Source organism: Telmatospirillum siberiense, assembly GCF_002845745.1.
Classification (GTDB): Bacteria; Pseudomonadota; Alphaproteobacteria; order Rhodospirillales; family Magnetospirillaceae; genus Telmatospirillum; species Telmatospirillum siberiense.
The window spans coordinates 54,622-74,497 of record NZ_PIUM01000016.1; the positions used below are offsets into that span (position 1 = coordinate 54,622).

Here is a 19,876-nt window from a genome sequence, read left to right on the forward strand (position 1 = left end):
AAGTGATTTTTATCGGTAAGAGCCCATTCATGCTAAGCTGGCGGACGTCGGAACGGTCCCCGGAATTGTCGCATGGCCAAGACGAGTTTCATCCAGAAGCGAACGATGAACGCCCTTCTCGATCTGTTTTCCAAGGGTCCGGTGTCCCATGGTCATGCCTCGGAAAGCGAACTGGCCCGCCTCCTCGACGTCAGCCGCACCACGATCCACGCCGCTCTCGGAAATTTGGAAAAACAAGGGGCCATCATCCGCGGCGAGCGGCGGATCCACCTCGCCCATCCGCCAAAGGCGGACGATTATTTCAACGAAACCCAGATCATCAGCCCGCAGGAACGGATCGAACAGGTCCTGATGGAACGCATGCGGCATGGCGACTGGGGACCGGGGCGGGAATTCTCCGAAACCGATCTGGCGCGCAGCAGCGGCGTCAGCACGGCGTCGGTCCGCGAATTCCTGATCGGTTTCTCGCGTTTCCACCTGGTCGAGAAACGTCCGCGCGGCGGCTGGAAGCTGCTGGGACTGGAAATCGAATTTGCCGCCGAGGTTGCCGACATGCGACAGATGCTGGAATTGGAGGCGATGAAACGGCTGGGACCGGCGGCCGACGACGCCTGGCACCGCACGGCCCACACGCTATTGCTCAGGCATCGGACGCTGGCCGGTCAGATGACGCATCGCTACAAGGATTTCCGCCTTCTCGACCGCGAATTCCATGGCTGGATCCTGTCTCATCTGCAAAACAGATTCGCCATGGACTTCATGGATATCGTCTCCTTCGTCTTCTATTACCATTACAAGTGGAACGTCGACGACGAGCAGTTCTTCAACACGGCGGCCATCAGGGAACATCTCGTCATCCTCGAAGCCCTGGCCGACCAGGATCTGGCCGCCGCCACCCGGGCCATGGGCGAGCATCTCTCCAACAGCCGGGTCAATCTCATCCGCTCGCTGGAGCCGGCAATCCCGGCGTGACCGCCGGCGCAAGCGATGATCCGCCATCGATTTCCCACAGACTTCCGGACCGTCCCGCCAAGTCTTCATGGCTGCCTCCCGCATAAGTGGGACCTGTCTTTCCGACATGGCGCTAAACTGCGGGGCTTTCCAATCCGCGCCGGCATGACGTCGGCCCGGGGCGGTAGCGGGACCAAAATTTTGCCACAGAGTGACCGGAACCTACGCTTCGTCGCAGTCGCGACACCCTTCCCCCGACAAGGGCGGCCCACGTCCACCGACTTTCGAAGAATGGATCGCAATCAATTCCCCCGCAGCCCCGTCGTTGCCGTGACACCCGGTAAAGGTCCATCGTCCGCCACCGGTTCCGAGCCGGCCAGATGAGCCGTGCCCTGGCGATGAGGTCGTTGCCGGCGTTCGACGTCGGCGACGCCTTTCCTTTCACGCGAATCGACCGTCCCGTCATCCGCCGTGCCTCGGACCATGACCTGGATGCGCTGGTGGCGCTGGAGAATGCCTGCTTCACCTCGAACAGGCTTTCACGACGCAGCTATCACGGGCTGCTGACGCGAGGGCACGCAACCGTGCTGATCGCCGAACAAAATGGCATCCCGCTTGGCGCGGCGGTGCTTCTGTTTCACCGAAACAGCGGCATTGCCCGTCTCTATTCCCTGGCCATCGCGCCCAGCGTCCGCAGCGGCGGCATGGGACGCCGTCTTTTGCATGCCGCCGAGACGGCGGCGCTCGACCGGGGACGGCGGATGATGCATCTGGAGGTCAGACTCGATAACGCCCCCGCCCGCCACCTCTACGAAAGCGAAGGCTTCCACGCGATCACCCGCTTGCCGGGCTACTACGCCGACGGCATGGGCGGCCTCAGGCTCGAACGCTCGCTGTGACCGGCCGCCCCATCATCATTTTCCCCTTCCCCGCTCGATCCGGAGCAAAGCCCCATCATGCCCTCCCATCTCATCGTCGTCGATAAACGCAAGGATTTCCGCTGGCCGGATCCGGGTGGACGCATCGTGACGGCCAATGATTATCTGGCCCAATCGAAAACGCTCCCGCACAGCCGGATCATCAACCTGTGCCGGGGTTACGGATATTTGAGCACCGGCTATTACGTCTCGCTGCTCGCCGAGGCGCGCGGCGACCGGGCCGTTCCCGATATCGCCGCCATGGCGGGCATGTACCGGCGCGAGGTCCATACGGATCACGACATGTTCGACCGGCCCCTGGCCCATATGCCGGATCTGTCGTGCCTGGAAAACGCCGTCAGTCTGCATGTGTATTTCGGCGAGGTGGAGGACCAGCGCTTCCATGAGTTGGCGCAACGGGCCTTCAAGCGGTTGCGATGCCCGCTGCTGCGGATCGATCTCGAGCGAACCGACGGCTGGCGGGTCGTCGATGTCCATACGCTCGATCTGCGCGACGTGCCGGCCGAGCAGGATGATTTTTTCCTGCACTGCCTCGATGTCTATGTCCAGCGGCGCTGGCAACGTCCGAAAATGACCTCGACGTCGCATTTCGATCTGGCGGTGCTGCGCGACCCCAACGATCCCCTGCCGCCCTCGAAACCGGAGACGCTGCGGCGGCTGGCCGAGGTCGGCCGCGCGATGGATGTGAATGTCGTCGAGATCGACCGCAAGGACTATCGGCGGCTGACGCAGTTCGATGCCCTCTTCATTCGCGAAACCACCGCCGTTCCGCATCATAGCTTCCGTTTCGCCCGCAAGGCGGAACGGGAGGGCATGCCGGTGATCGACGATCCGACCTCGATCATCCGCTGCACCAACAAGGTCTATCTTGAAGAGCTGCTGCGCGGTCATGGCGTGCCCACGCCCAACACGCGGTTTCTGACCCGCCGCAGCCGCGAGGGAATCGAGGACGCCTGCGCCTTCCCCGTCGTCGTCAAGATTCCCGACGGGGCCTTCAGCATCGGCGTCGAAAAAGCCGGCGACCGGCGACAATTGCACGACATCGCCGAGCGCATGCTCAAACATTCGGAAATCATCCTGCTGCAGGATTTCATCGCGACCGAATTCGATTGGCGCATCGGCGTTCTCGATGGCCAGCCCCTGTTCGCCGCGCGCTATTTCATGTGCAAGCATCACTGGCAGATCCTGAAACATGACGCCGACGGAACGCATGCCGAAGGGGCGACCCAGGCCATCGCCCTCGCCGATGTTCCACCCAAGGTCCTTGATGTCGCCTTGCGGGCGGCGCGGCTGGTCGGACGCGGTCTTTACGGCGTCGACTTGAAAGAGACCGCGAACGGCGTCTTCGTCATGGAGGTCAACGACAATCCCAATATCGACATCGGCATGGAGGACGCGGTGATCGGCGATGAGCTTTATCGCTGCCTGCTCCGCTATTTCCTGCGCCGGGCCGAGGAAATGCGGCCGCGCTCCTTCGCCTTGAAGGCCGCATGCTGATCGTTGTTCACCGCCCTGAACAGATGATCTGCACGGACATTTTCGTCGCCGCCTCCGCCAGATCGGCCGTGTTCTGGCGAACCGTCGCCGTTGCCCGCCCATAGGGGATCTTCAGCCGGTCGAGGAAGAGCGCCAATTCCGAAGCCTTGATGGCGAAATTGACATTCTGCGGCAGATCCCCGGTCTGGCGCAGCACATTGGCGGCGTCGAGCTTGGAGACGACGACGCCGATCACATTGCCGGCGCCATCGAGCAACGGGCCGCCGGAATTGCCGCTTTGCACCGGCGCGGTCATCTGCAGCACATGCGGATCGTCGGCGACGCCGCGGGTGGCGCTCAAGATCCCCACCGTGACATTGCCCTCCGACGACAGAAGGCCGGGCAAGGGAAACCCGAAAGCCAGCACATCCTCGCCGACGCGAAGCGGCGGATCGAGACGCAGCTTGCCGTTCGCGGCCGGCGGGGCCGACATCTGTAAAACGGCCAGATCCACCCCGCCGTCGACACCGATGAGCTTGAGCGGCGCCTTGCCTGCGGTTTCAAGGCGCCCGCAGCCCGACACCACATGCGCATTGGTCACCAGATGACCGCGATCATCGATGAAGAAACCGGTCCCCGCCTTGACCGCCCCCTCTCCCCGGGACCGGCCGGCCTGAGTCTCGGCGCGGGGCGCCGGCATGCCGGCCGGACCGGGCTGCGCCGACGGCGGCGGCACGGCCTTTCCCGACGGCGTCCCGCCGCCTTCCCTCGGAAGGGCGCCGAGGGTTTGCGCCAACATCCGCGCTTGGCCCGCCTCCTCCTGCCGTCCCAGCCGGCTGAGAACGGCGGCCTTCCCCGAATAGCAGAGGGCGGCTTTCGGCTGCCGGGTGATACAGCGGCCCAGAACGCCCAGCGCCTCCTCCTTGCGGCCGGCATGGCTGAGAGCCGCGGCGTAGCGGAAGGAAAGCCTGGCCCAATCCTCGTCCGCGATCTGGCAGCGCGAGAACAAGGTCGCGGCGAACCGGGCAGTGCCGGCGAGATCCCCGTTGCCATAGGCGAGATCGGTCGCGGAGACCAGCTGCTCGCATTCGCCGGCCCCATCCGTCTGCGCGGCACTTTCCCCCATCGGCGCCGCGAGGATCGCCAGCAGGACGAGCACGGCGGACAGGAACGAGGCTTTCATAATGGTCATGGCCCTTGTCCTTATCAGAAAGCGGCGCCATCGGCATCTTTGAAGTCCGGGAACGAAGGCGATATCCTGTCCGGCGCCGGCCTTGAACCCCGAAAACATTCCCGGCTCCGAAAGCCATAGTCGAGGATAAGCCCCCCATGCACCGCGACAGCATCGCCATCCTGCGCGATCTGATAGCCTTTCCCACGGTCAGCCGCGACGGCAATCTGGATCTGATCGCCTATGCCGAGAAAGTCCTGGCCGATTGCGGCGCCAAAATCCTTCGCGTCCAGTCCGAAGACGGATGCAAGGCCAATCTGCATGCCGTGATCGGGCCGGAGGACCGTCCCGGCGTCATGCTGTCGGGTCATACCGACGTGGTGCCGGTGGACGGCCAGACCTGGAGCCATGATCCCTTCACCCTGCGGGCCGGGGACGGACGGCTGTTCGGACGCGGAACGGCCGATATGAAAGGCTTCATCGCCTGCGTCCTGGCCCTGGCCGGCAAGACCAGGGACAAGTCCCTGAAGGTGCCCCTTGTGGTCGCCTTATCCTATGACGAGGAAGTGGGTTGCCTGGGAGTCCGGCGGCTGCTGGACATGATGGAGAGCATGCCGGTCCGGCCCCGCTTCTGCATCGTCGGCGAACCGACCTCGCTGCAGGTGATCAGCGCCCACAAGGGCAAGACCGCCGCCCGCATCGAATGCCGGGGGGTGGAAGCCCATTCCAGCCTGCCGGGAAACGGATTGAACGCCATTCACCTGGCCTGCGACATGGTCGGCGGCCTGCGTCGGCTGCAAGCCGATATCCTGCGCGACGGCCATCGCGACGACGGCTATGAAGTGCCGCATACCACCGTCCATGTCGGGCGCATCCAGGGGGGAACGGCGCTCAACATCGTGCCCAACCTGTGCTGGCTGGATTTCGAGATACGCCATCTTCCCCAGGACGACATCGACGGCCTGATGGCCGCCGTACGGACCATCGCCGGACAAATCCGCGACGACGCCCGCAAGAATTTCCCCCAGGCCGATGTTCTGCTGAAACCGCTGTCGAGCTATCCGCCCCTGGATACCCCGGCCGACGCCGAAGTGGTCGCCTTCGTCAAAAGCCTTACCGGCGGCAACAGCACCGGCAAGATTTCCTTCGGAACCGAAGGCGGGCTTTACACCCGGCGGCTGGGCGTCCCCACCGTCGTCTGCGGCCCGGGCTCCATCGTCCAGGCCCACAAGCCCGACGAATATATCGACGAATCCCAGTTGGCGGCCTGCGACGCCATGATGGATCGCCTGCTGTCGCGCCTTACCGGCTGAAGCCCGGCCCCGGGGAGCCTTTACCGGCGTTGGTGTCGGATCCCGGTCACATTTCCTCTCCTCGACCGGCGCCCGTCCGAACGGCTGGGCTGTGTCGCGTCCATCATGCTTGGCCACGTCGCCCAAGGGCGGCATGGGACAAAAGGGCCGCGACGGCGAACCCCGCCCCGGTTACGGCAAGCCCCTGCCAGCCGAAGCGTTCGACCATCCACGCAGCAACCCCGGCGCCGCTCGCCCCGCCGAGGAAATAGCAGGTCATGAAGACGGTATTGAGCCGGCTGCGCGCCTCCGCCGACAAGGCGTAGATGCGGCTTTGGTTGGAAACCAGCCCTGCGCGATTGCCGATATCGAGCAGCACCATGGCCAGCAGAAGCGGAAGGATGTGCCACTCGGCCCCGGCAACGCCGAGGAAGGCCGCGAGCACGGCGACACCACCCGCCGCCAATATGGGACGCGGGCCGAAGCGATCCACCGCCCGGCCGATGAAGGGCGACGCCACGAGACCGGCGATGCCGGCGAAGCCGAAAGCCCCGGCTGCATCCGGGCCGAAACCATAGGGGGGGCGGGCCACCAGCGCGGCGAGCGTGCCCCAGAGAGCGGAAAAAGCGGCGAACATCAGGAAGCCGGTGATGCAGGCGGCGCGCAGAACCGGCTGCTCGCGGACCAGCGTCCAGAGCGAAGCCAGGAGTGCCGGATAGGCGGACACCGAACCGGTGCGCGAAAGCCGGGGCAGACGCAGGACGATGATCGCCATCAGCGCCGCGTCGATGCCGACCGCGATGAGGAACATCGTGCGCCAACCGGCATGAGCGCCGACGAATCCGCTCAAGGTCCGGGCGAACAGCAGGCCCGCCGACAATCCGCTGAGCAAAGCGCCGACGATCCGGCCGCGCGTCTCCGGCGGCGCCAGCCCCGAAATGGCGGGAATGACCACCTGTGCCGTCACCGCCGTCAGCCCCACCGCGATGCTCGCAACGGCGAGCATTGGAAAACTGGTCGAGACGGCGACCGCCAAAAGGCTCGCCATGTTAAGCATAAGCAGGGCTAGGATCAGCATCTTGCGGTCAAGCCGATCGCCCAGCGGCACGAAGAGAAACAGTCCGCCCGCATAGCCCAGCTGCGTCAGCGTCGCGATCAGCCCGGCGTCGGTTGCGGAGCGACCGAAACTTGCGCCCATTTCGGGCAGAAGCGGCTGATTGTAATAGAGGGTCGAGACGGCGAAAGCGCAGGCGGTCGCCATCAGGCAGACGGTGACCGGGGAAAGCGGATTGGCCGCCCGCCCCCCTGGAAATGAAAGGAGGGTCATGGCGCGGTCCTGGGTTCGGGTTCGGGTTCGGGCCGCAGGCTGAGCCGAAACGCGCCGGATGATAATTGCTCTTTGTCGCTTAATATCTTTGCGTATTATGCAAAGATGGATTTCGCGCGTTACGCCACCCATCTGGAAACCTTCGTCGAGGTTACCCGCCTTGGCAGCTTTGCGGCCGCCGCCCGGCGACGCGGGGTTGCCGTCTCCTCCATCGTCCGGCGGATCGACGCGCTGGAAGCCGATCTGCAAACACGGCTCTTCGTCCGCTCGACGCGCGCCCTGACGCTGACCGATGCCGGCGAACGGCTACTCGTCCGCGCCCGGGATGTCATCGACCGCCTGATCGACGTCCGTTCCGAAATCGGCGCGCTCGACGAGACGCCCGGCGGAGTATTGCGGCTGAGTTGCCTGCCGACCTTCGGACGCCTTCATGTTCTTCCGGTGGTCGCCCAACTGCTCGAAACATGGCCGGGCCTGGCCATTGAACTCGACCTCACCGAACGGTTGAGCGACCCGGCGACCGAGCGTTGCGACGCGGCGATCCGGATCGGCGCGCAACCGGACAGCGGGTTGATCGCCACGCGCATCGGCGCGCAGCGCTGGATCGTCTGCGCGTCACCCGATTATCTCGACCGGCATGGGCGCCCCGCGCATCTCGAAGACGTCGCCCGCCACCGGCGCATCGGAAAGGCGCGCGAGTTGCCCGGCCTCGGCTGGAGCCGGCTGCCGATCACCGGACTGGAGGACAAGGCCCGGGTTTTCCGCTGCGACGAGTTCGAGGCGCAAAGACTTGCCGCGCGCGCCGGTCTCGGTCTGGCCATGTTGCCGAACTGGGTCGTCGGCGACGACATCGCCGGCGGACATCTCATTCATCTCTTCGATGAGCCGAAGGACGCGGCCGAACCGATCCATATCCTCCGCGCCCTGCCGGATGCACCGCCCAAGCTGCGCGTTTTTATTGCGGCGATGCGCGAGCATTTCGTTTTACTACATTGAAAAGACAGAATTGTTCAATGCATCGAGTCAGGTGGAACAGGATCGCCCGGCGCTCCCTCACGCCCTTTGGCCAAGCGCCTTCTCGATCTTCTTATCGGTCTTGTACTGGCTCAGGGCATATACGGCCCAAATTGTCGCGGGCAACCAGCCGATCAGCGTGATTTGCAAAAGCAGGCAGATCACTCCGGCAATAGGTCTCCCGATAGTAAAGAATGTCAGCCACGGCAGAATCAGAGCAATAATCAAACGCATACTCTTTCCCCTTCCCTCTTTTACACGTGAGCGCCGACATGGGCGGCGAGTTCGTTCGTATCGATCCTCAAATACCGCCCGGAGATGAATCAGCCCATCCCATGGCCGGCACGAAAAGCGCGACCACGCAAATTGCCAGAGACGTTCCTATTGCCATGTCCGCCCCGAAGGATTGATCCCCACGATCAACGCGGCCCCAGAACCCCAGGGACATCATGGAAATCCGATCAGGATTAATTTCATATCCCCTAAAAGACATATCGTGGCGCCGCCGCCGCGCCCATCCTCGCCCGCCCACTAGAAAGCGCCGCCTGATTTGAAATGTTCACGGCCGAAACATGGCCTTTGAAAGGCCATCGTGATGGAATATGGCCAAACGCTTTCTGCCAGCGCTTGACGGTTCCCACGCTATTCTGTAGAACCGGCCATCCGAGCACGACGGTGCGCCCCTGGGCGTCCGTTCCTCCCGCGGAAGGGTGGGTGAGTGGCTTAAACCAGCGGTTTGCTAAACCGTCGTAGAATGTCAAGTTCTACCGGGGGTTCGAATCCCCCCCCTTCCGCCATTTCATAGAATGCGAACTCCGGACGTAACCGATGTCACGCCCGAGGTGGCGGTTAAGGTTCTGAGAAGGTCATCTTTAGATCCCATGATGCGGACTTCGTGGTCCGTAACCTCGGCGCGCTGGGCCTAGACCCGCAGATGGTCGCGGCGGTAGCCGCCCGCCGGCCACGCGCATGCGTGCCGTCTCCACAAACCTGCGAGCCATCTCCGGTGTGACTGCCTGCTGGCCTGAACCTTCCAACATGGTCTGAGCCCGTTCGGCATCCGCCTGGGCTTGGTCGCGGATAGCCTTCAGGCCGGCAAATGCGGTCCTTCAATGCCGGGTCGTCCAGATTGGCGAAAACGGGCGGGCAACGCGTAAGAAAGGCGGCGTTCATGTCCTCTCAGCCTTGCGCCTTTTCCGACAGATCTGAGAAGTTTCTGATCTTGACCGAATGATCAGCAAAGCGGGCAACAATCTCCAACTCTCCTCCCATCGCCTCGACAAAACGGCGAAGCGTGCTGACATACATGTCGGCGCGCCTCTCGATTTTGGCGACCGAACCCTGGTTGATCTGGAGCGCCTGACCGATCTCCTCCTGGGACAACTTCAAAGCCCGGCGCATCTCGGCAAGGTCCATCTCCTCACCGAGCCGTTGTGCCTCGACTGTTGCCTGGGTCTGCGCCTCCGGGCTCATGCGGGCACGAAGCTCTGCGAAAGAACGCCTACCGGCCATCGTCTTTCTCCTTTTCCAGTTCGACCAGATGCTCGTCGTAAAGGGCATCGGCGATGGGGATCATCCGTTCGTAGAAACGTTTGTCGCCGGTCTTGTCCCCGCCGATCAGCAGGATTGCCGCGCGGCGCGGATCAAAGGCGTAGAACACCCTCAAAGGCTTGCCGCCGCTCTGCACGCGCAACTCCCGCATATGGGCGTGACGCGAGCCGTTGACGCCGCTCGAATAGGGGAACGGCAGATTGGGGCCTCGGCTTTCCAGCTTGCGGACATACGCATCGATACTGATCTGTTCGGCCTCGGTGAGCGTGTCCCACCAGCCTCCAAATTCGTCCGTATATTCGACCGGCCACGACATGAAGGAATACTATTCCTTAAAGGGAATTAATGCAAGCCCTTTGCCGGGTCGAGGGTACTACCTGCAATGCATGACCTCCCTCGATGGTTAGTCCCTAATCCAGTCCTGCTTGCAGACAGGCAAGGCACCTCTCTCCAGACGATGCCGCAGGACTGAAAATTGCCAACGAGATCAACTTCACTGATGAGCGCCTGTTCGAAAACATAATGCTATTGTGGCAGCACTTTGGACGTCAGCCGCGGCGAGCAGAACTGGCCAAGCCTCCGTCCGTGATTTCTCAGTCGGCCTACCTACGTCGGTTTCATTCATGGACTGATGCTCTTACCCAGTTCGTCGCCTATGCGAACGCGCAGGACACTCGACCGCCAGATCCTGTCGAAATCCCAAAGGGTCACAAAACTGGCCGTGATCCGTCTCTCAGACTCAGGTTCCGCGTGATGAAGCGGGACAATTTTTCGTGTCGAGTATGTGGAGCGAGCCCGGCATTGAAGCCAGGGCTGACGCTACATGTTGATCACATTGTCGCGTGGAGTCTCGGCGGTGAAACGGTCGACGATAACCTTCAGACGCTTTGTGAGCCGTGCAACTTGGGGAAAAGCAACATGCTGTAGCGACCGCTACCGCGTCCGGTTCGAACTCAGAGGGGTACAGCGTAAACATAGTGCTCATCTTCGTCGGACACGGCCCGCCATTTCAGTCCGCCAATGCCTCTTCCACTGCCCGGGGATTCTTGGCGATCACGGTCAGCAGAAACCGTGCGGTCCGATCGGGTGAACGCCGCCCTTGCTCCCAGTCCCGCAATGCGGAGACCGCGAATCCGTAGCGGGCGGCGAATTTGTCTTGTGACAGTCCGGAACGCTCGCGAATGGACTTGACATCAACGGTGGCCGGCACCTGCACGGTATGGGCTACCGTCCCTTTGGGGTTCCCGTCAAGGTACTGCAAGGCGCCTTCAAGACCTTGGATGATTTCGTCACCGATGTTGCGTTGGGTCATTTCCCATACCTCGCGATGATGGTTTCAACGATCCGAGCCATGGCCTTCTTTTGAGCGCTGCTCAGGTCGGATTGGACGTTCTTCGGTCAATCGGTCGGAAAGGCCGGCGGCCACGTTCAATCCCGCTTTCTCGGGCTGATTTCGATCATGAGAATCCGCTTCATGGCATTCACCCCCGTGCCTGCGCCGTCAGGGCGTTCCATGCCGCAAGCGAGTCCATATAGTCCCGCCAATGCGCGATCTTGCGGTTCTCGATCCTGACGATCGAGCAGAATCGGTTATCGTATTTCACGCCGGTCGCGAGGATCGTCCCGTGCACCTCGTATTCGATGACGACGACGGTGCCATCGTCCGTCTTGTGAACGACCAGCTTGTCGGCGGACCGCAGCGCGATGCCATCGACATAGCCCCTGAACGCGGCCATCAGATCGACACGCCCGGTGATGATGCGCGGCCAGCCTGGCACATCGTAGCGAACCTCATAGACAGTCTCGCCGGTGATGACGTCGAAGAAGTGCTCACCGTCGACGAGATCGCCGAGTGCCTCCCGGACGAGATCGAAATAAGGTGCGGCGGGCTGGTAGGCGGCGTATTCGGGATTCGGCATCGGGTGCTCTCCGTTGTTCGCATAGTTGCTTACGAAACGAGAGCTACATGTAATCCGGAAGCCTCTTCTTCGGAAGAACGCACCTTGGTTCGGTTGATCACGGAAGAGGCCTGAGCGCCATCTCGCATCCAAGCAGCAGAAGGCCGATCAGGAATCCGCGACGGAAAACAGCCGGGCTGATCCTGTTGCGAACGAGCTGCCCCGCCCACATGCCCCCAAGTGCCGGCGCAACGGCCAAGGCGGACAAAAGCAGACCTTCCGGATGGAAGGACCCGTGTGTTCCAAGCCCAACCGCCAGCGCGATCGTCGACACGGTGAACGACAGGCCAAGTGCCTGCACCAAATCGTCCTTTGAGAGTTCGAGCGCCTGAAGGTAGGGCACGGCCGGAATGACGAATACGCCGGTTCCGCCCGTGACGATGCCCGTGATCGCTCCGATGACAGGCGACAGCCAAGGTTCGACATGCCGCGGGATGCCGAGCTGGCGGGCGAAAAGCGTGTAACCGGAATAAATCACGAGTGCGATGCCGAGCATGGTCGTCGTCAAGCCAATGTCCCCGCTGGCGATCCATGCCGATCCCGACACGGTTCCCGCCGCGACGGCCAGCATCATCGGCCACAGCCTTCGCAGAAGCGAACCGAAGCTCGGGCCGGCCAAAAGTTGCCAGATATTGGTGACGAAAGACGGGACAATCAGCAGGCTTGCGGCCCCCAGTGGCGAGATGAGCGCGCCGAGCACCCCCATTGCCACGGTGGGAAGGCCCATTCCGGTGACGCCTTTGACGAGGCCGGCAACGAAGAAGGTTGCGAAGACGACGGAGAGCGGAGCTATCGAGAGATCAAACATGCCTCATGATTATCGGCTTCAGATCCATCAACAATGAGGATGTGCCGATATCTGGCTTCGGCTATCCCGAAGGCTGATGATCGGGTAGTCTTGCCTCATGCGCTTCGACCTGACCGATCTTCGCCTTTTCCTTGCCGTCGTGGATGCCGGAAGCATCACCCATGGAGCGGCCGACGCCGGGCTGTCTCTTGCGGCGGCCAGTGAACGGTTACGCGACATGGAGGCCACGGGCGAAGTCGTGCTGCTGACTCGTGGCCGGCGTGGCGTGGTCCCCACCGAGGCCGGCGAGGCGCTCGCCCATCACGCGCGCGCGATCCTGCATCAGATGGCGCAAATGCGTGGCGAACTCGGGCATTATGCGAAGGGCCTGCGCACGATGATCCGTATCCTCGCCAACACTGCGGCCGTCACCGAGTTTCTGCCCAGGCGACTTGCACCATGGATGGCTGCGCACCCTCAGGCCGATGTCGAGCTGAAGGAGCGGCAGAGCGTCGAGATCGCCAAAGCCATTGCCGCAGGTTTCGCCGAGATCGGCATCCTGTCCAGTGCGGCCGTCGCCACCGGACTGACGTTGCGCCCTTTTGCGCTCGACAGGCTGGTCATGGTGGCGTCGCGCAATCACCCGTTGGCGGCAAAGGCCGAGGTTCGATTCGCCGATCTGTTGGACCAGCATTTCATTGGCCTGACGGGCGGCGCCTTGCAGCGCCACATCGATATGCAGGCGGAGAACCTTGGCGCAAAGCTCAAGGTCCGTGTGGCGCTTCGCAATTTCGACGGCATCTGCCGGATGGCCGGCGAAGGCGTCGGTATCGGCATCGTTCCGGAATCAGCCGCGCGGCGCTCGAAGCGGTCGGCGCGAATCGCCATCGCCCGGCTTCAGGACGACTGGGCCACGCGCCGGCTTTCCGTCTGTGTCCGAAGCGAGGCGGAACTGACATCACCCACAAGAAGCCTGTTCGAGTATCTGTCCGCACCAGCCGGATAACCGCCGGATCAGGTTGCAACCGTGGCCTTGAAAGCGGTGCCGGACGCGAGCAAAGCGGCGATTCCGAAAGCCGTTCCGACACCGCATACGCCCAACCATCCCGCATGCGCCCAGGCGATTCCCGACAAACCCGAACCAGCCGCCGCTCCAAAGAAGAACAAGCCGGTGAACAAGCCATTCATGCGGCCTCGCGCTTCCGGCCGGACGAGGTTGATGGCGCGCCGTCCGAGCGTCTGATCGCCAATGACGCCGAGATCAAGCAAAACGGCGGCGCCGCTCAATATGACCAAGGCCGCGCCGGCCGGCACGCCGGGGATGGCCCGAAACACGGCGTCGCCGCCCAACTCGGCAAGAACCATCGCGATGATGATACTGGCGTGGGCGGCGAAGGTCCCTCCACGAGTCCACCCTCGATCACCTATGCGACCGGCGATTGGAGCGATGAACGCCCCGGCGGCCCCCGTGAGCGCAAAAAGCGCAATACCTGATTGGTTGAGGGAAAACGGGGGTTGGGACAGACGCAAGGCGACCGATGTCCAGAATACCCCGAATGCCCCCATGCAAAGCGCCTGATAGGCCGCACGATGTCTGAGAACAGGCTCTTCGCGCAAGATCGTCAGCATTGAGGCGATGAGGACGCCATATCCACGCGACGCGTACGGTCGCCGCCGCGGCAGAACGCGGGCCAGGAGGACCGCCAGCACGGCGATGACGCCCGCGAGCGTGATGTAGAACGACCGCCAGCCGGCGATTTCGGCGAACAGGCTGGCGATTGGACGCGACAGCAGAATGCCCAGCATGAGCCCGCTCATGACGTTACCGACGACACGACCGCGCTGCGCGTCCGCGCTCAGTTGCGCGGCGACGGGGACCAGCATTTGGATGGCGCTCGCCGTCACGCCGGACAGGTAACAGGCGGCAAAGAACAACGGCAGGTTCGGCGCATAGGCGACGCTGGCCAGCGCAACCGCGTCGACACCGAGCGTTGCGACGATCAGCGTCCGGTTCTCCACCAGATCCGTCAGCGGCACCAACAGAAGCAATCCGCTCGCATAGCCCAGCAGCGTGAATGTGGTTACAAGACCGGCTTTCGACGTTGTCAGACCAAAATCGGCTTGGATCAATCCGATTAACGGCTGCGAAGCGTAGAGGCTGAGCACGGTCACTCCGACCGAGAAGGCGAACAGCGCCATAAGTCCGGCGGATAGTTTATCCGGCGGTACGGTGGTCGCCGAGACAGGCTTTTTCTCGAAGGCTAATGGCATGGGGAGGTTCTCCGGGCGGCTTTGGGCGTCTTCGAGCGACGCGAGATCCCCATTGTATATTCCCGCATATAACGTGATAATCGTCGATAAAATTAACTAACTCTTCCGGTAAAAGTGATAATGGCAAGTCTTGAGCACTATGAAGCCTTCGTGCAAACGATCGAGCGCGGCAGCTTGACCGGGGCCGCCAAGCGTCTGAACCGGTCCCTGCAATCGATCAGCCGGGCGCTTGCGGCACTTGAGGATGAACTCGGTGTTGAGCTTGTGCGCAGGACGACGCGGCGCCTGCATCCGACGCCCGCCGGTTTCATGCTTTTCGAAAAGCTTAGGACCGCCCTCAAAGACATCGAGAACGCGCGGGCGGAGGCCGGGCGGGACGCGGATCGCGTGAGCGGTGTCCTTAGAATTGGCGCCTCCGTCCTATTTGCCCCGAACCATGTCGTTCCCACCGCCACGGCCTTTCTGCAGCGCTTCCCGGAGGTCGAGATCGAGCTGGTCTTGAACGACGCGCTTGCCGACCTTATCGAAGATCGCCTCGATGTGGCGATCCGGATCGGCGATCTTGGTGCCGCCAGCCTGCGATCGAAGAAGATCGCGCAACTCCGCCGCGTCGTCGTCGCGGCGCCGTCCTACCTGACGCGTCGAGGGTATCCGAAGGCGCCATCGGATCTCTCCACGCATCTGTGTGTCGTCCGGACCTTTGGACCTGAAGGGGACATCTGGCCGCTGACGCAAGGCGCCGAGATAGCCCGGGTTCCCGTAAAGGGGGCGTTGCGATGCAATGATGCGGCGGCAGCCAACGCCGCGGTGCTGCACGGGGCCGGCATCGGCCTGGCGCCCCTTTGGCAGGTTCGGCACGACATTGACGCCGGTCGCCTTGAACTGCTGCTGCCGGAATTCGAGCCGCCGCCGATCGCGGTGAGCGCCGTCTGGCCGGCGAGCGCGGGAGCGCCCGCACGAACCCGGCTGTTCATCGAGATGCTCAGCCATCGACTAGCGGGCGAACGGATATAACAATATTCGACGACATGGTGCGGCGAGGAAGACGTCCGCCCGCAGGTCAAAGCGGCGACGGGGACCGGCCGCCGCTTCCAATGCCACTCAAGATCGGCTTCAGGCGGGTATCGACATTCCCTTGACCACCGCCGGGCGCTCGCCGAGAACCTTCCGCCAACGGATGACATTGGGGAAGGAGTCCAGATCGATCCCCTGCCATTCGTAGCGCTGCGTCCAGGGATAGATGGCGATGTCGGCGATGGAATAATCTCCCGCGACGTAACCCGTCTTCTCCAACTGGCGGTCCAGCACGCCATAAAGCCGTTGGGCCTCGGCGGTATAGCGCTTGACGGCGTAAGGGATCTGTTCGGGAGCGAATTTGCGGAAATGATGGGCCTGGCCCAGCATCGGACCGAAACCGCCCATCTGCCACATCAGCCACTCCAGAACCTCGAAACGTCCCGCCGGATCCTTGGGCAGAAGCTTGCCGGTCTTTTCGGCCAGATAGATCAGGATCGCCCCGGACTCGAACAAGGGGAACGGTTTGCCCGTGGGTCCCCGGGGGTCGACGATGGCCGGGATCTTGTTATTGGGACTGATGGCCAGGAAGTCGGGGGCGAATTGTTCGTTCTTGCCGATATCGACGGCATGCACGCGGTAAGGCAGGCCGACCTCCTCCAGCATGATGGAGACCTTGCGGCCGTTCGGAGTAGCCCAGGTATAAAGATCTATCATCCCATCCCTCTTTTCTCGGATTCGGGGGCAACGGCGTTGAATTTCCGCATCCACGGACACTTCGGCTCAGGTGCCGCTCGAGGCCCGCCTCTCGTCCGCCAGACGGCGAAAAATCAAGGCGAGGGTGACTGAGAACAACAAGGTCGAGATAGTGCTGCAACAGGCGCCCAGCAAGGCCGAGGTCAGCGGAAGACGTCCGCCTAGGAAGCTCAGCAGGAATTGCGGCAACCAACCGGCAAACCAGATGGGAAACAGGATCAGGCAGAACCTCGGCAGATTTCCTTTGAGCAGCGCGGCGGCGTCACGCAGCGGAAGCTTCCATCCGATGGCGGCGGCGGGAAAGATCAACAGATACCGACAGGCGAAAACCACGATGGCGATGGCGGCCAGGATCCTCGACAGGAGCAGCAAGGCCTCCAGCGCCAGATCCCCGTCCTGTCCGGCGGCGACCAGCAGGGTGGACAAAAATCCCAGGACCAGGCTGACCGGCAGCGCCACCAGAACAAGGATCGGCAGCATGCGAAAACCAGACCAGAAGAACAGCCATTCCTCGCGCCGCAGGAAAAATCCCATCCTCGCCGAGGATCCCTGCAACACCAGACGATGAACGCTGGTCAGCACCGGCAGATTGGCGACGCCCAGGGCGATGGTGATGAGAAGTTTCGCGATCAACGGACCGGGACGCGGCGGGTCATCCTCGACGACGGCGGCGGTATCGAGAAGCAGGAACTGCGCCGTCATCACCACCAGCATCAGCCAGCCGACCCGCGCTATGGCGGGCGCCAACGCCCGGAAGGCGGCGAAAGCCGCGGCAATCGTCGCGGCAACCGGCAATTTTTCGGCCATTTCTGCTTTCTTCCGGATACTTCGGCTCCCCCCACTCTATCCGGGGGATGAGAGAGAGCCCAGTTCCTTTTTGGCGATCTCGCGGGCCTCGGCCGCGCTGTCGCAGCGCATGGCATCCCGCGTAAGCGCGCGCAGGGCCTCGATGGAAACCGCGCGCACCTGCGCCTTGATGAGAGCGAGCTGATTGGGACGCACGCTGAGCGAACGGACACCGGCGCCGATCATCAGGGCGGAGACCAGCGGATCGGACGCCCCGTCGCCGCAGACGGAAACATGGCACCCCGCCTCCCCGGCCTTCCCGCAGATCTCGTGGATGGCCCGCAGCACGGCCGGATGGGCGGCATCCTGCAAGGCGTCGAGATCGCCGTTGCCCCGTTCGGCGGCAAGGAGGTATTGGGTCAGGTCGTTGGTGCCGATACTGAGAAAATCGGCCAGCCCGGCGAACCGTTCGATCATCATCGCCGCCGCCGGAACCTCGACCATCATGCCGAGCTTCACCGGCCAGCGATGGTCGACGCCGGCCTTTTCCAGATCGCGATGCGCGGCCTCGGCGAAGGCGCGCGCCTGGCGCATTTCGTCCGGCGCGGTGACCATCGGAAACATGATCCAGACGTCCCGCTCGACGCCGGCCCTCAAGATGGCCCTGAGGTTGGAGGCGAAGAAGTCGGGGTGGCGCAAGGACAGCCGCAAACCGCGAACGCCGAGGAACGGATTGTGCTCGAAGGCGGTGGGCATGAAGGCCAGCGGCTTGTCGGCACCGATGTCCGGGGTGCGGATGACCACCGGCCCGGCACCGAGGTTGGCCAGGATCGCGGCCAGGGATTGCGCCTGTTTCTCCTCGTCGGGCATGTCCTTCAGGCCGAGATAGAGAAATTCCGTCCGCAGAAGCCCCACGCCTTCCGCGCCATTGTCCCGGGCGCGCGCGGCATCGTCGGCGCTACCGACATTGGCCAGGATTTCGATGGATTGGCCATCGGAAGTCACCGCCGGCGCCGTTTTAACGCTGTCGACGGCGGCCCGCATCGCCAGGATTTCCTGACGCCGCGCCTCGATGGCCGCCAGCCGGACGGGGTCGGGATCCACCCAGACCTCGCCGGAACCCCCGTCGATCGCCAGCAAGACATCGGGAGCGAACGCGGCGAAATCCACGGAACCGTCGACGACCATGGGAATTCCCAGGGATCGGATAATGATCGCCGCATGGGCGCTCGGGCTGCCGGCATTGGCCACGACGCCCAGAACGCGCGACGGGTCGCAGGCCATCGCCTCGCTGGGCAGCAGTTCGCCGGCCAGCAGAATCGCCGGCGGGTCCGGCTGAATGCGCAAAGCCTTGCCGCCACCGGCGAGGACCCGCAGAACGCGGGCGGCGATATCGCGCAGATCGGCCGCGCGGGCCCGCAGATAATCGTCCTCCAGCGCGGCGTAGGAGGCAGCCAGGGCCTCGGTTTCGGCCCGCCATGCCGCGGCGGCGGAACATTGGCCCGCCGCGAGCCGCGAGCCCACCGCCGCCAGCAGAACGGGATCGCCCAGAACCAGCGCCTGCGCCGCCAATATCTCGGTCGCCACGCCATTGGGAAGGTCCGGCCGCCGCAGATCCCCGGCGACCTGCCGGAGGGCTTCGTCCAATTTTTCCTTTTCCCGTTCCGGCGTGCCGGCCACATCGTCGCCGAAATCGGGCAGAACCGCGTTCAAAGCCAGCGGCCGGCCGATGGCGATGCCTTCCGAAATGGGAATGCCCCCGCCCTCCTCCTTGCCGGCGCGGACCGGCATCTGCGGCCGCGGCGTCGGTCCCTCGCCCGATTCGCCGAAACGATCGTCGGCGAGCGCCCTGATGGCGTCGGCGGCCGACCGGGCGTCTTCCCCGCTGATGGAAAAGCGGATCTCGTCGCCCTTGCGGATTTGCAGCAGGGCCACGCTGGTCAGGCTCCGGGCCGAAGACGGCCCTCGATTGGCGCTGCGATTGATTAATTGCACGTCGGACTGAAAGCGGTTGACCAGTTGCACCAGCGTCGCCGCCGGCCGCGCATGCAATCCATGCGGATTGTCGACGACGACATCCACCTCGCGGGTGTCACCGGCGCTTCGCACCGGTTCGGCCGCCGGCGGCGGCGAGGCGGAAACACCGGCCTCCTCCAGTTGCGCCTCCTTCGGAGCGAGCGCCACCCGCGCTTCGTCCGCCACCGTATCGAGATCCCCGCCGACGCTGGCGGCGACGGCGGCGGCGACCGACGCTTCGACGATGGGGGCCGGACAGAGACGCAGTTTGAGGGCGGGGTCGGGAACCAGATCGGGATCGAGAAGTTCGAGGGCGGTCTGGGCACTCAATACGGCGCTGCCCAGATCCATCAGCACGACCGCGCCGTCGCCCTGGCAAAAAGGCAGGAGGACTTCGGAAATATGCACCGCGTCGGTTCCAAGCTCCTCATGCTCGTCACCGACGCCGGCGGCGACGGCGATCGGAAAGTCCGGCCCGACCATCTGGAGGACCATCTCCTGGATCGCCAAGGCCAGTTTCCTGCTGTGCGAAACCAGAACGATGCCGATCATGAGTGTCCTCTCCGTT

At 63.4% G+C, this 19,876-nt stretch carries 20 protein-coding genes and 1 tRNA gene; 9 read left to right on the forward strand and 12 right to left on the reverse strand.

What is annotated here, in order from left to right:
- The first annotated feature begins 72 nt into the window (after positions 1–72).
- The 3 genes from CWS72_RS14365 to CWS72_RS14375 all read left to right on the forward strand — a co-directional run bounded on the left by CWS72_RS14365 (position 73) and on the right by CWS72_RS14375 (position 3,386).
- Positions 73–972 (forward strand): GntR family transcriptional regulator, encoded by a 900-nt coding sequence (locus tag CWS72_RS14365; RefSeq protein ID WP_101251315.1) that lies wholly within the window; start codon positions 73–75, stop codon positions 970–972.
- 359 nt (positions 973–1,331) lie between these two features.
- Positions 1,332–1,850: a GNAT family N-acetyltransferase gene (locus CWS72_RS14370; protein ID WP_101251316.1), complete on the forward strand. Its 519-nt coding sequence runs from the start codon at positions 1,332–1,334 to the stop codon at positions 1,848–1,850.
- A gap of 57 nt (positions 1,851–1,907) precedes the next feature.
- Positions 1,908–3,386 (forward strand): RimK family protein, encoded by a 1,479-nt coding sequence (locus CWS72_RS14375; RefSeq protein ID WP_101251317.1) that lies wholly within the window; start codon positions 1,908–1,910, stop codon positions 3,384–3,386.
- 7 nt (positions 3,387–3,393) lie between these two features.
- Here the strand turns inward: CWS72_RS14375 and CWS72_RS14380 are convergent, their stop codons facing one another.
- Entirely contained in the window at positions 3,394–4,557 is a 1,164-nt protein-coding gene (locus CWS72_RS14380; protein WP_158240660.1) for a S1 family peptidase, read from the reverse strand.
- Positions 4,558–4,694: 137 nt separating this feature from the next.
- Here CWS72_RS14380 and argE point away from each other — a divergent pair, with 137 nt between their 5' ends.
- Entirely contained in the window at positions 4,695–5,849 is a 1,155-nt protein-coding gene (argE, locus tag CWS72_RS14385) for an acetylornithine deacetylase (protein ID WP_101251319.1), read from the forward strand.
- A gap of 103 nt (positions 5,850–5,952) precedes the next feature.
- Here argE and CWS72_RS14390 read toward each other — a convergent pair whose 3' ends face one another.
- Positions 5,953–7,155, reverse strand: a complete 1,203-nt coding sequence (locus CWS72_RS14390; RefSeq protein WP_158240661.1) for an MFS transporter — start codon at positions 7,153–7,155, stop codon at positions 5,953–5,955.
- Positions 7,156–7,260: 105 nt separating this feature from the next.
- Between CWS72_RS14390 and CWS72_RS14395 the strand changes: the two genes are divergently transcribed.
- On the forward strand, positions 7,261–8,151 hold the full coding sequence (locus CWS72_RS14395; protein WP_101251321.1) for a LysR family transcriptional regulator: 891 nt from the start codon (positions 7,261–7,263) through the stop codon (positions 8,149–8,151).
- 57 nt (positions 8,152–8,208) lie between these two features.
- Here CWS72_RS14395 and CWS72_RS14400 read toward each other — a convergent pair whose 3' ends face one another.
- Positions 8,209–8,403, reverse strand: a complete 195-nt coding sequence (locus tag CWS72_RS14400; protein ID WP_101251322.1) for a YqaE/Pmp3 family membrane protein — start codon at positions 8,401–8,403, stop codon at positions 8,209–8,211.
- Between the two features lie 470 nt (positions 8,404–8,873).
- Here CWS72_RS14400 and CWS72_RS14405 point away from each other — a divergent pair.
- Positions 8,874–8,966 (forward strand) — tRNA-Ser (locus CWS72_RS14405).
- 382 nt (positions 8,967–9,348) lie between these two features.
- On the opposite strand, the gene CWS72_RS14410 is transcribed toward CWS72_RS14405, so the two are convergent.
- A complete protein-coding gene (locus CWS72_RS14410) occupies positions 9,349–9,681 on the reverse strand; it encodes an XRE family transcriptional regulator (protein WP_101251323.1) in 333 nt (110 codons plus the stop codon).
- Positions 9,671–10,036 (reverse strand): type II toxin-antitoxin system RelE/ParE family toxin, encoded by a 366-nt coding sequence (locus tag CWS72_RS14415; RefSeq protein WP_101251324.1) that lies wholly within the window; start codon positions 10,034–10,036, stop codon positions 9,671–9,673. The genes CWS72_RS14410 and CWS72_RS14415 overlap by 11 nt, the downstream gene beginning before the upstream one ends.
- A gap of 191 nt (positions 10,037–10,227) precedes the next feature.
- Here CWS72_RS14415 and CWS72_RS28805 point away from each other — a divergent pair, with 191 nt between their 5' ends.
- A complete protein-coding gene (locus tag CWS72_RS28805) occupies positions 10,228–10,647 on the forward strand; it encodes an HNH endonuclease (protein WP_420824067.1) in 420 nt (139 codons plus the stop codon).
- Positions 10,648–10,729: 82 nt separating this feature from the next.
- On the opposite strand, the gene CWS72_RS14425 is transcribed toward CWS72_RS28805, so the two are convergent.
- The 3 genes from CWS72_RS14425 to CWS72_RS14435 all read right to left on the reverse strand — a co-directional run bounded on the left by CWS72_RS14425 (position 10,730) and on the right by CWS72_RS14435 (position 12,486).
- Positions 10,730–11,032 (reverse strand): helix-turn-helix domain-containing protein, encoded by a 303-nt coding sequence (locus tag CWS72_RS14425; protein ID WP_101251326.1) that lies wholly within the window; start codon positions 11,030–11,032, stop codon positions 10,730–10,732.
- A 169-nt stretch (positions 11,033–11,201) separates the two neighbouring features.
- Positions 11,202–11,639 (reverse strand): nuclear transport factor 2 family protein, encoded by a 438-nt coding sequence (locus CWS72_RS14430; protein WP_101251327.1) that lies wholly within the window; start codon positions 11,637–11,639, stop codon positions 11,202–11,204.
- Positions 11,640–11,736: 97 nt separating this feature from the next.
- Positions 11,737–12,486: a sulfite exporter TauE/SafE family protein gene (locus CWS72_RS14435; protein WP_101251328.1), complete on the reverse strand. Its 750-nt coding sequence runs from the start codon at positions 12,484–12,486 to the stop codon at positions 11,737–11,739.
- 97 nt (positions 12,487–12,583) lie between these two features.
- Here CWS72_RS14435 and CWS72_RS14440 point away from each other — a divergent pair, with 97 nt between their 5' ends.
- Positions 12,584–13,471 (forward strand): LysR family transcriptional regulator, encoded by an 888-nt coding sequence (locus tag CWS72_RS14440; RefSeq protein ID WP_101251329.1) that lies wholly within the window; start codon positions 12,584–12,586, stop codon positions 13,469–13,471.
- Between the two features lie 8 nt (positions 13,472–13,479).
- On the opposite strand, the gene CWS72_RS14445 is transcribed toward CWS72_RS14440, so the two are convergent.
- Complete coding sequence (locus CWS72_RS14445) at positions 13,480–14,736, reverse strand: MFS transporter (protein WP_101251330.1); 1,257 nt, start codon at positions 14,734–14,736, stop codon at positions 13,480–13,482.
- A 120-nt stretch (positions 14,737–14,856) separates the two neighbouring features.
- On the opposite strand from CWS72_RS14445, the gene CWS72_RS14450 reads away from it, so the two are divergent.
- Positions 14,857–15,750 (forward strand): LysR family transcriptional regulator, encoded by an 894-nt coding sequence (locus CWS72_RS14450; protein ID WP_101251331.1) that lies wholly within the window; start codon positions 14,857–14,859, stop codon positions 15,748–15,750.
- Positions 15,751–15,849: 99 nt separating this feature from the next.
- On the opposite strand, the gene CWS72_RS14455 is transcribed toward CWS72_RS14450, so the two are convergent.
- From CWS72_RS14455 to ptsP, 3 genes are all read right to left on the reverse strand, one after another.
- Complete coding sequence (locus CWS72_RS14455) at positions 15,850–16,467, reverse strand: glutathione S-transferase N-terminal domain-containing protein (RefSeq protein WP_101251332.1); 618 nt, start codon at positions 16,465–16,467, stop codon at positions 15,850–15,852.
- Between the two features lie 66 nt (positions 16,468–16,533).
- Entirely contained in the window at positions 16,534–17,313 is a 780-nt protein-coding gene (locus tag CWS72_RS14460) for a hypothetical protein (protein ID WP_101251333.1), read from the reverse strand.
- 36 nt (positions 17,314–17,349) lie between these two features.
- Positions 17,350–19,860, reverse strand: coding sequence for a phosphoenolpyruvate--protein phosphotransferase (gene ptsP / locus CWS72_RS14465; protein WP_101251334.1), 2,511 nt, complete (start codon positions 19,858–19,860; stop codon positions 17,350–17,352).
- Positions 19,861–19,876: the final 16 nt, after the last annotated feature.

Coding starts and splice junctions, on each gene's coding strand:
- CWS72_RS14365 (WP_101251315.1), top strand. CDS start 73: ATGGCCAAGACGAGTTTCATCCAGAAGCGAACGATGAACGCCCTTCTC.
- CWS72_RS14370 (WP_101251316.1), top strand. CDS start 1,332: ATGAGCCGTGCCCTGGCGATGAGGTCGTTGCCGGCGTTCGACGTCGGC.
- CWS72_RS14375 (WP_101251317.1), top strand. CDS start 1,908: ATGCCCTCCCATCTCATCGTCGTCGATAAACGCAAGGATTTCCGCTGG.
- CWS72_RS14380 (WP_158240660.1), bottom strand. CDS start 4,557: ATGACCATTATGAAAGCCTCGTTCCTGTCCGCCGTGCTCGTCCTGCTG.
- argE (WP_101251319.1), top strand. CDS start 4,695: ATGCACCGCGACAGCATCGCCATCCTGCGCGATCTGATAGCCTTTCCC.
- CWS72_RS14390 (WP_158240661.1), bottom strand. CDS start 7,155: ATGACCCTCCTTTCATTTCCAGGGGGGCGGGCGGCCAATCCGCTTTCC.
- CWS72_RS14395 (WP_101251321.1), top strand. CDS start 7,261: ATGGATTTCGCGCGTTACGCCACCCATCTGGAAACCTTCGTCGAGGTT.
- CWS72_RS14400 (WP_101251322.1), bottom strand. CDS start 8,403: ATGCGTTTGATTATTGCTCTGATTCTGCCGTGGCTGACATTCTTTACT.
- CWS72_RS14410 (WP_101251323.1), bottom strand. CDS start 9,681: ATGGCCGGTAGGCGTTCTTTCGCAGAGCTTCGTGCCCGCATGAGCCCG.
- CWS72_RS14415 (WP_101251324.1), bottom strand. CDS start 10,036: ATGTCGTGGCCGGTCGAATATACGGACGAATTTGGAGGCTGGTGGGAC.
- CWS72_RS14425 (WP_101251326.1), bottom strand. CDS start 11,032: ATGACCCAACGCAACATCGGTGACGAAATCATCCAAGGTCTTGAAGGC.
- CWS72_RS14430 (WP_101251327.1), bottom strand. CDS start 11,639: ATGCCGAATCCCGAATACGCCGCCTACCAGCCCGCCGCACCTTATTTC.
- CWS72_RS14435 (WP_101251328.1), bottom strand. CDS start 12,486: ATGTTTGATCTCTCGATAGCTCCGCTCTCCGTCGTCTTCGCAACCTTC.
- CWS72_RS14440 (WP_101251329.1), top strand. CDS start 12,584: ATGCGCTTCGACCTGACCGATCTTCGCCTTTTCCTTGCCGTCGTGGAT.
- CWS72_RS14445 (WP_101251330.1), bottom strand. CDS start 14,736: ATGCCATTAGCCTTCGAGAAAAAGCCTGTCTCGGCGACCACCGTACCG.
- CWS72_RS14450 (WP_101251331.1), top strand. CDS start 14,857: ATGGCAAGTCTTGAGCACTATGAAGCCTTCGTGCAAACGATCGAGCGC.
- CWS72_RS14455 (WP_101251332.1), bottom strand. CDS start 16,467: ATGATAGATCTTTATACCTGGGCTACTCCGAACGGCCGCAAGGTCTCC.
- CWS72_RS14460 (WP_101251333.1), bottom strand. CDS start 17,313: ATGGCCGAAAAATTGCCGGTTGCCGCGACGATTGCCGCGGCTTTCGCC.
- ptsP (WP_101251334.1), bottom strand. CDS start 19,860: ATGATCGGCATCGTTCTGGTTTCGCACAGCAGGAAACTGGCCTTGGCG.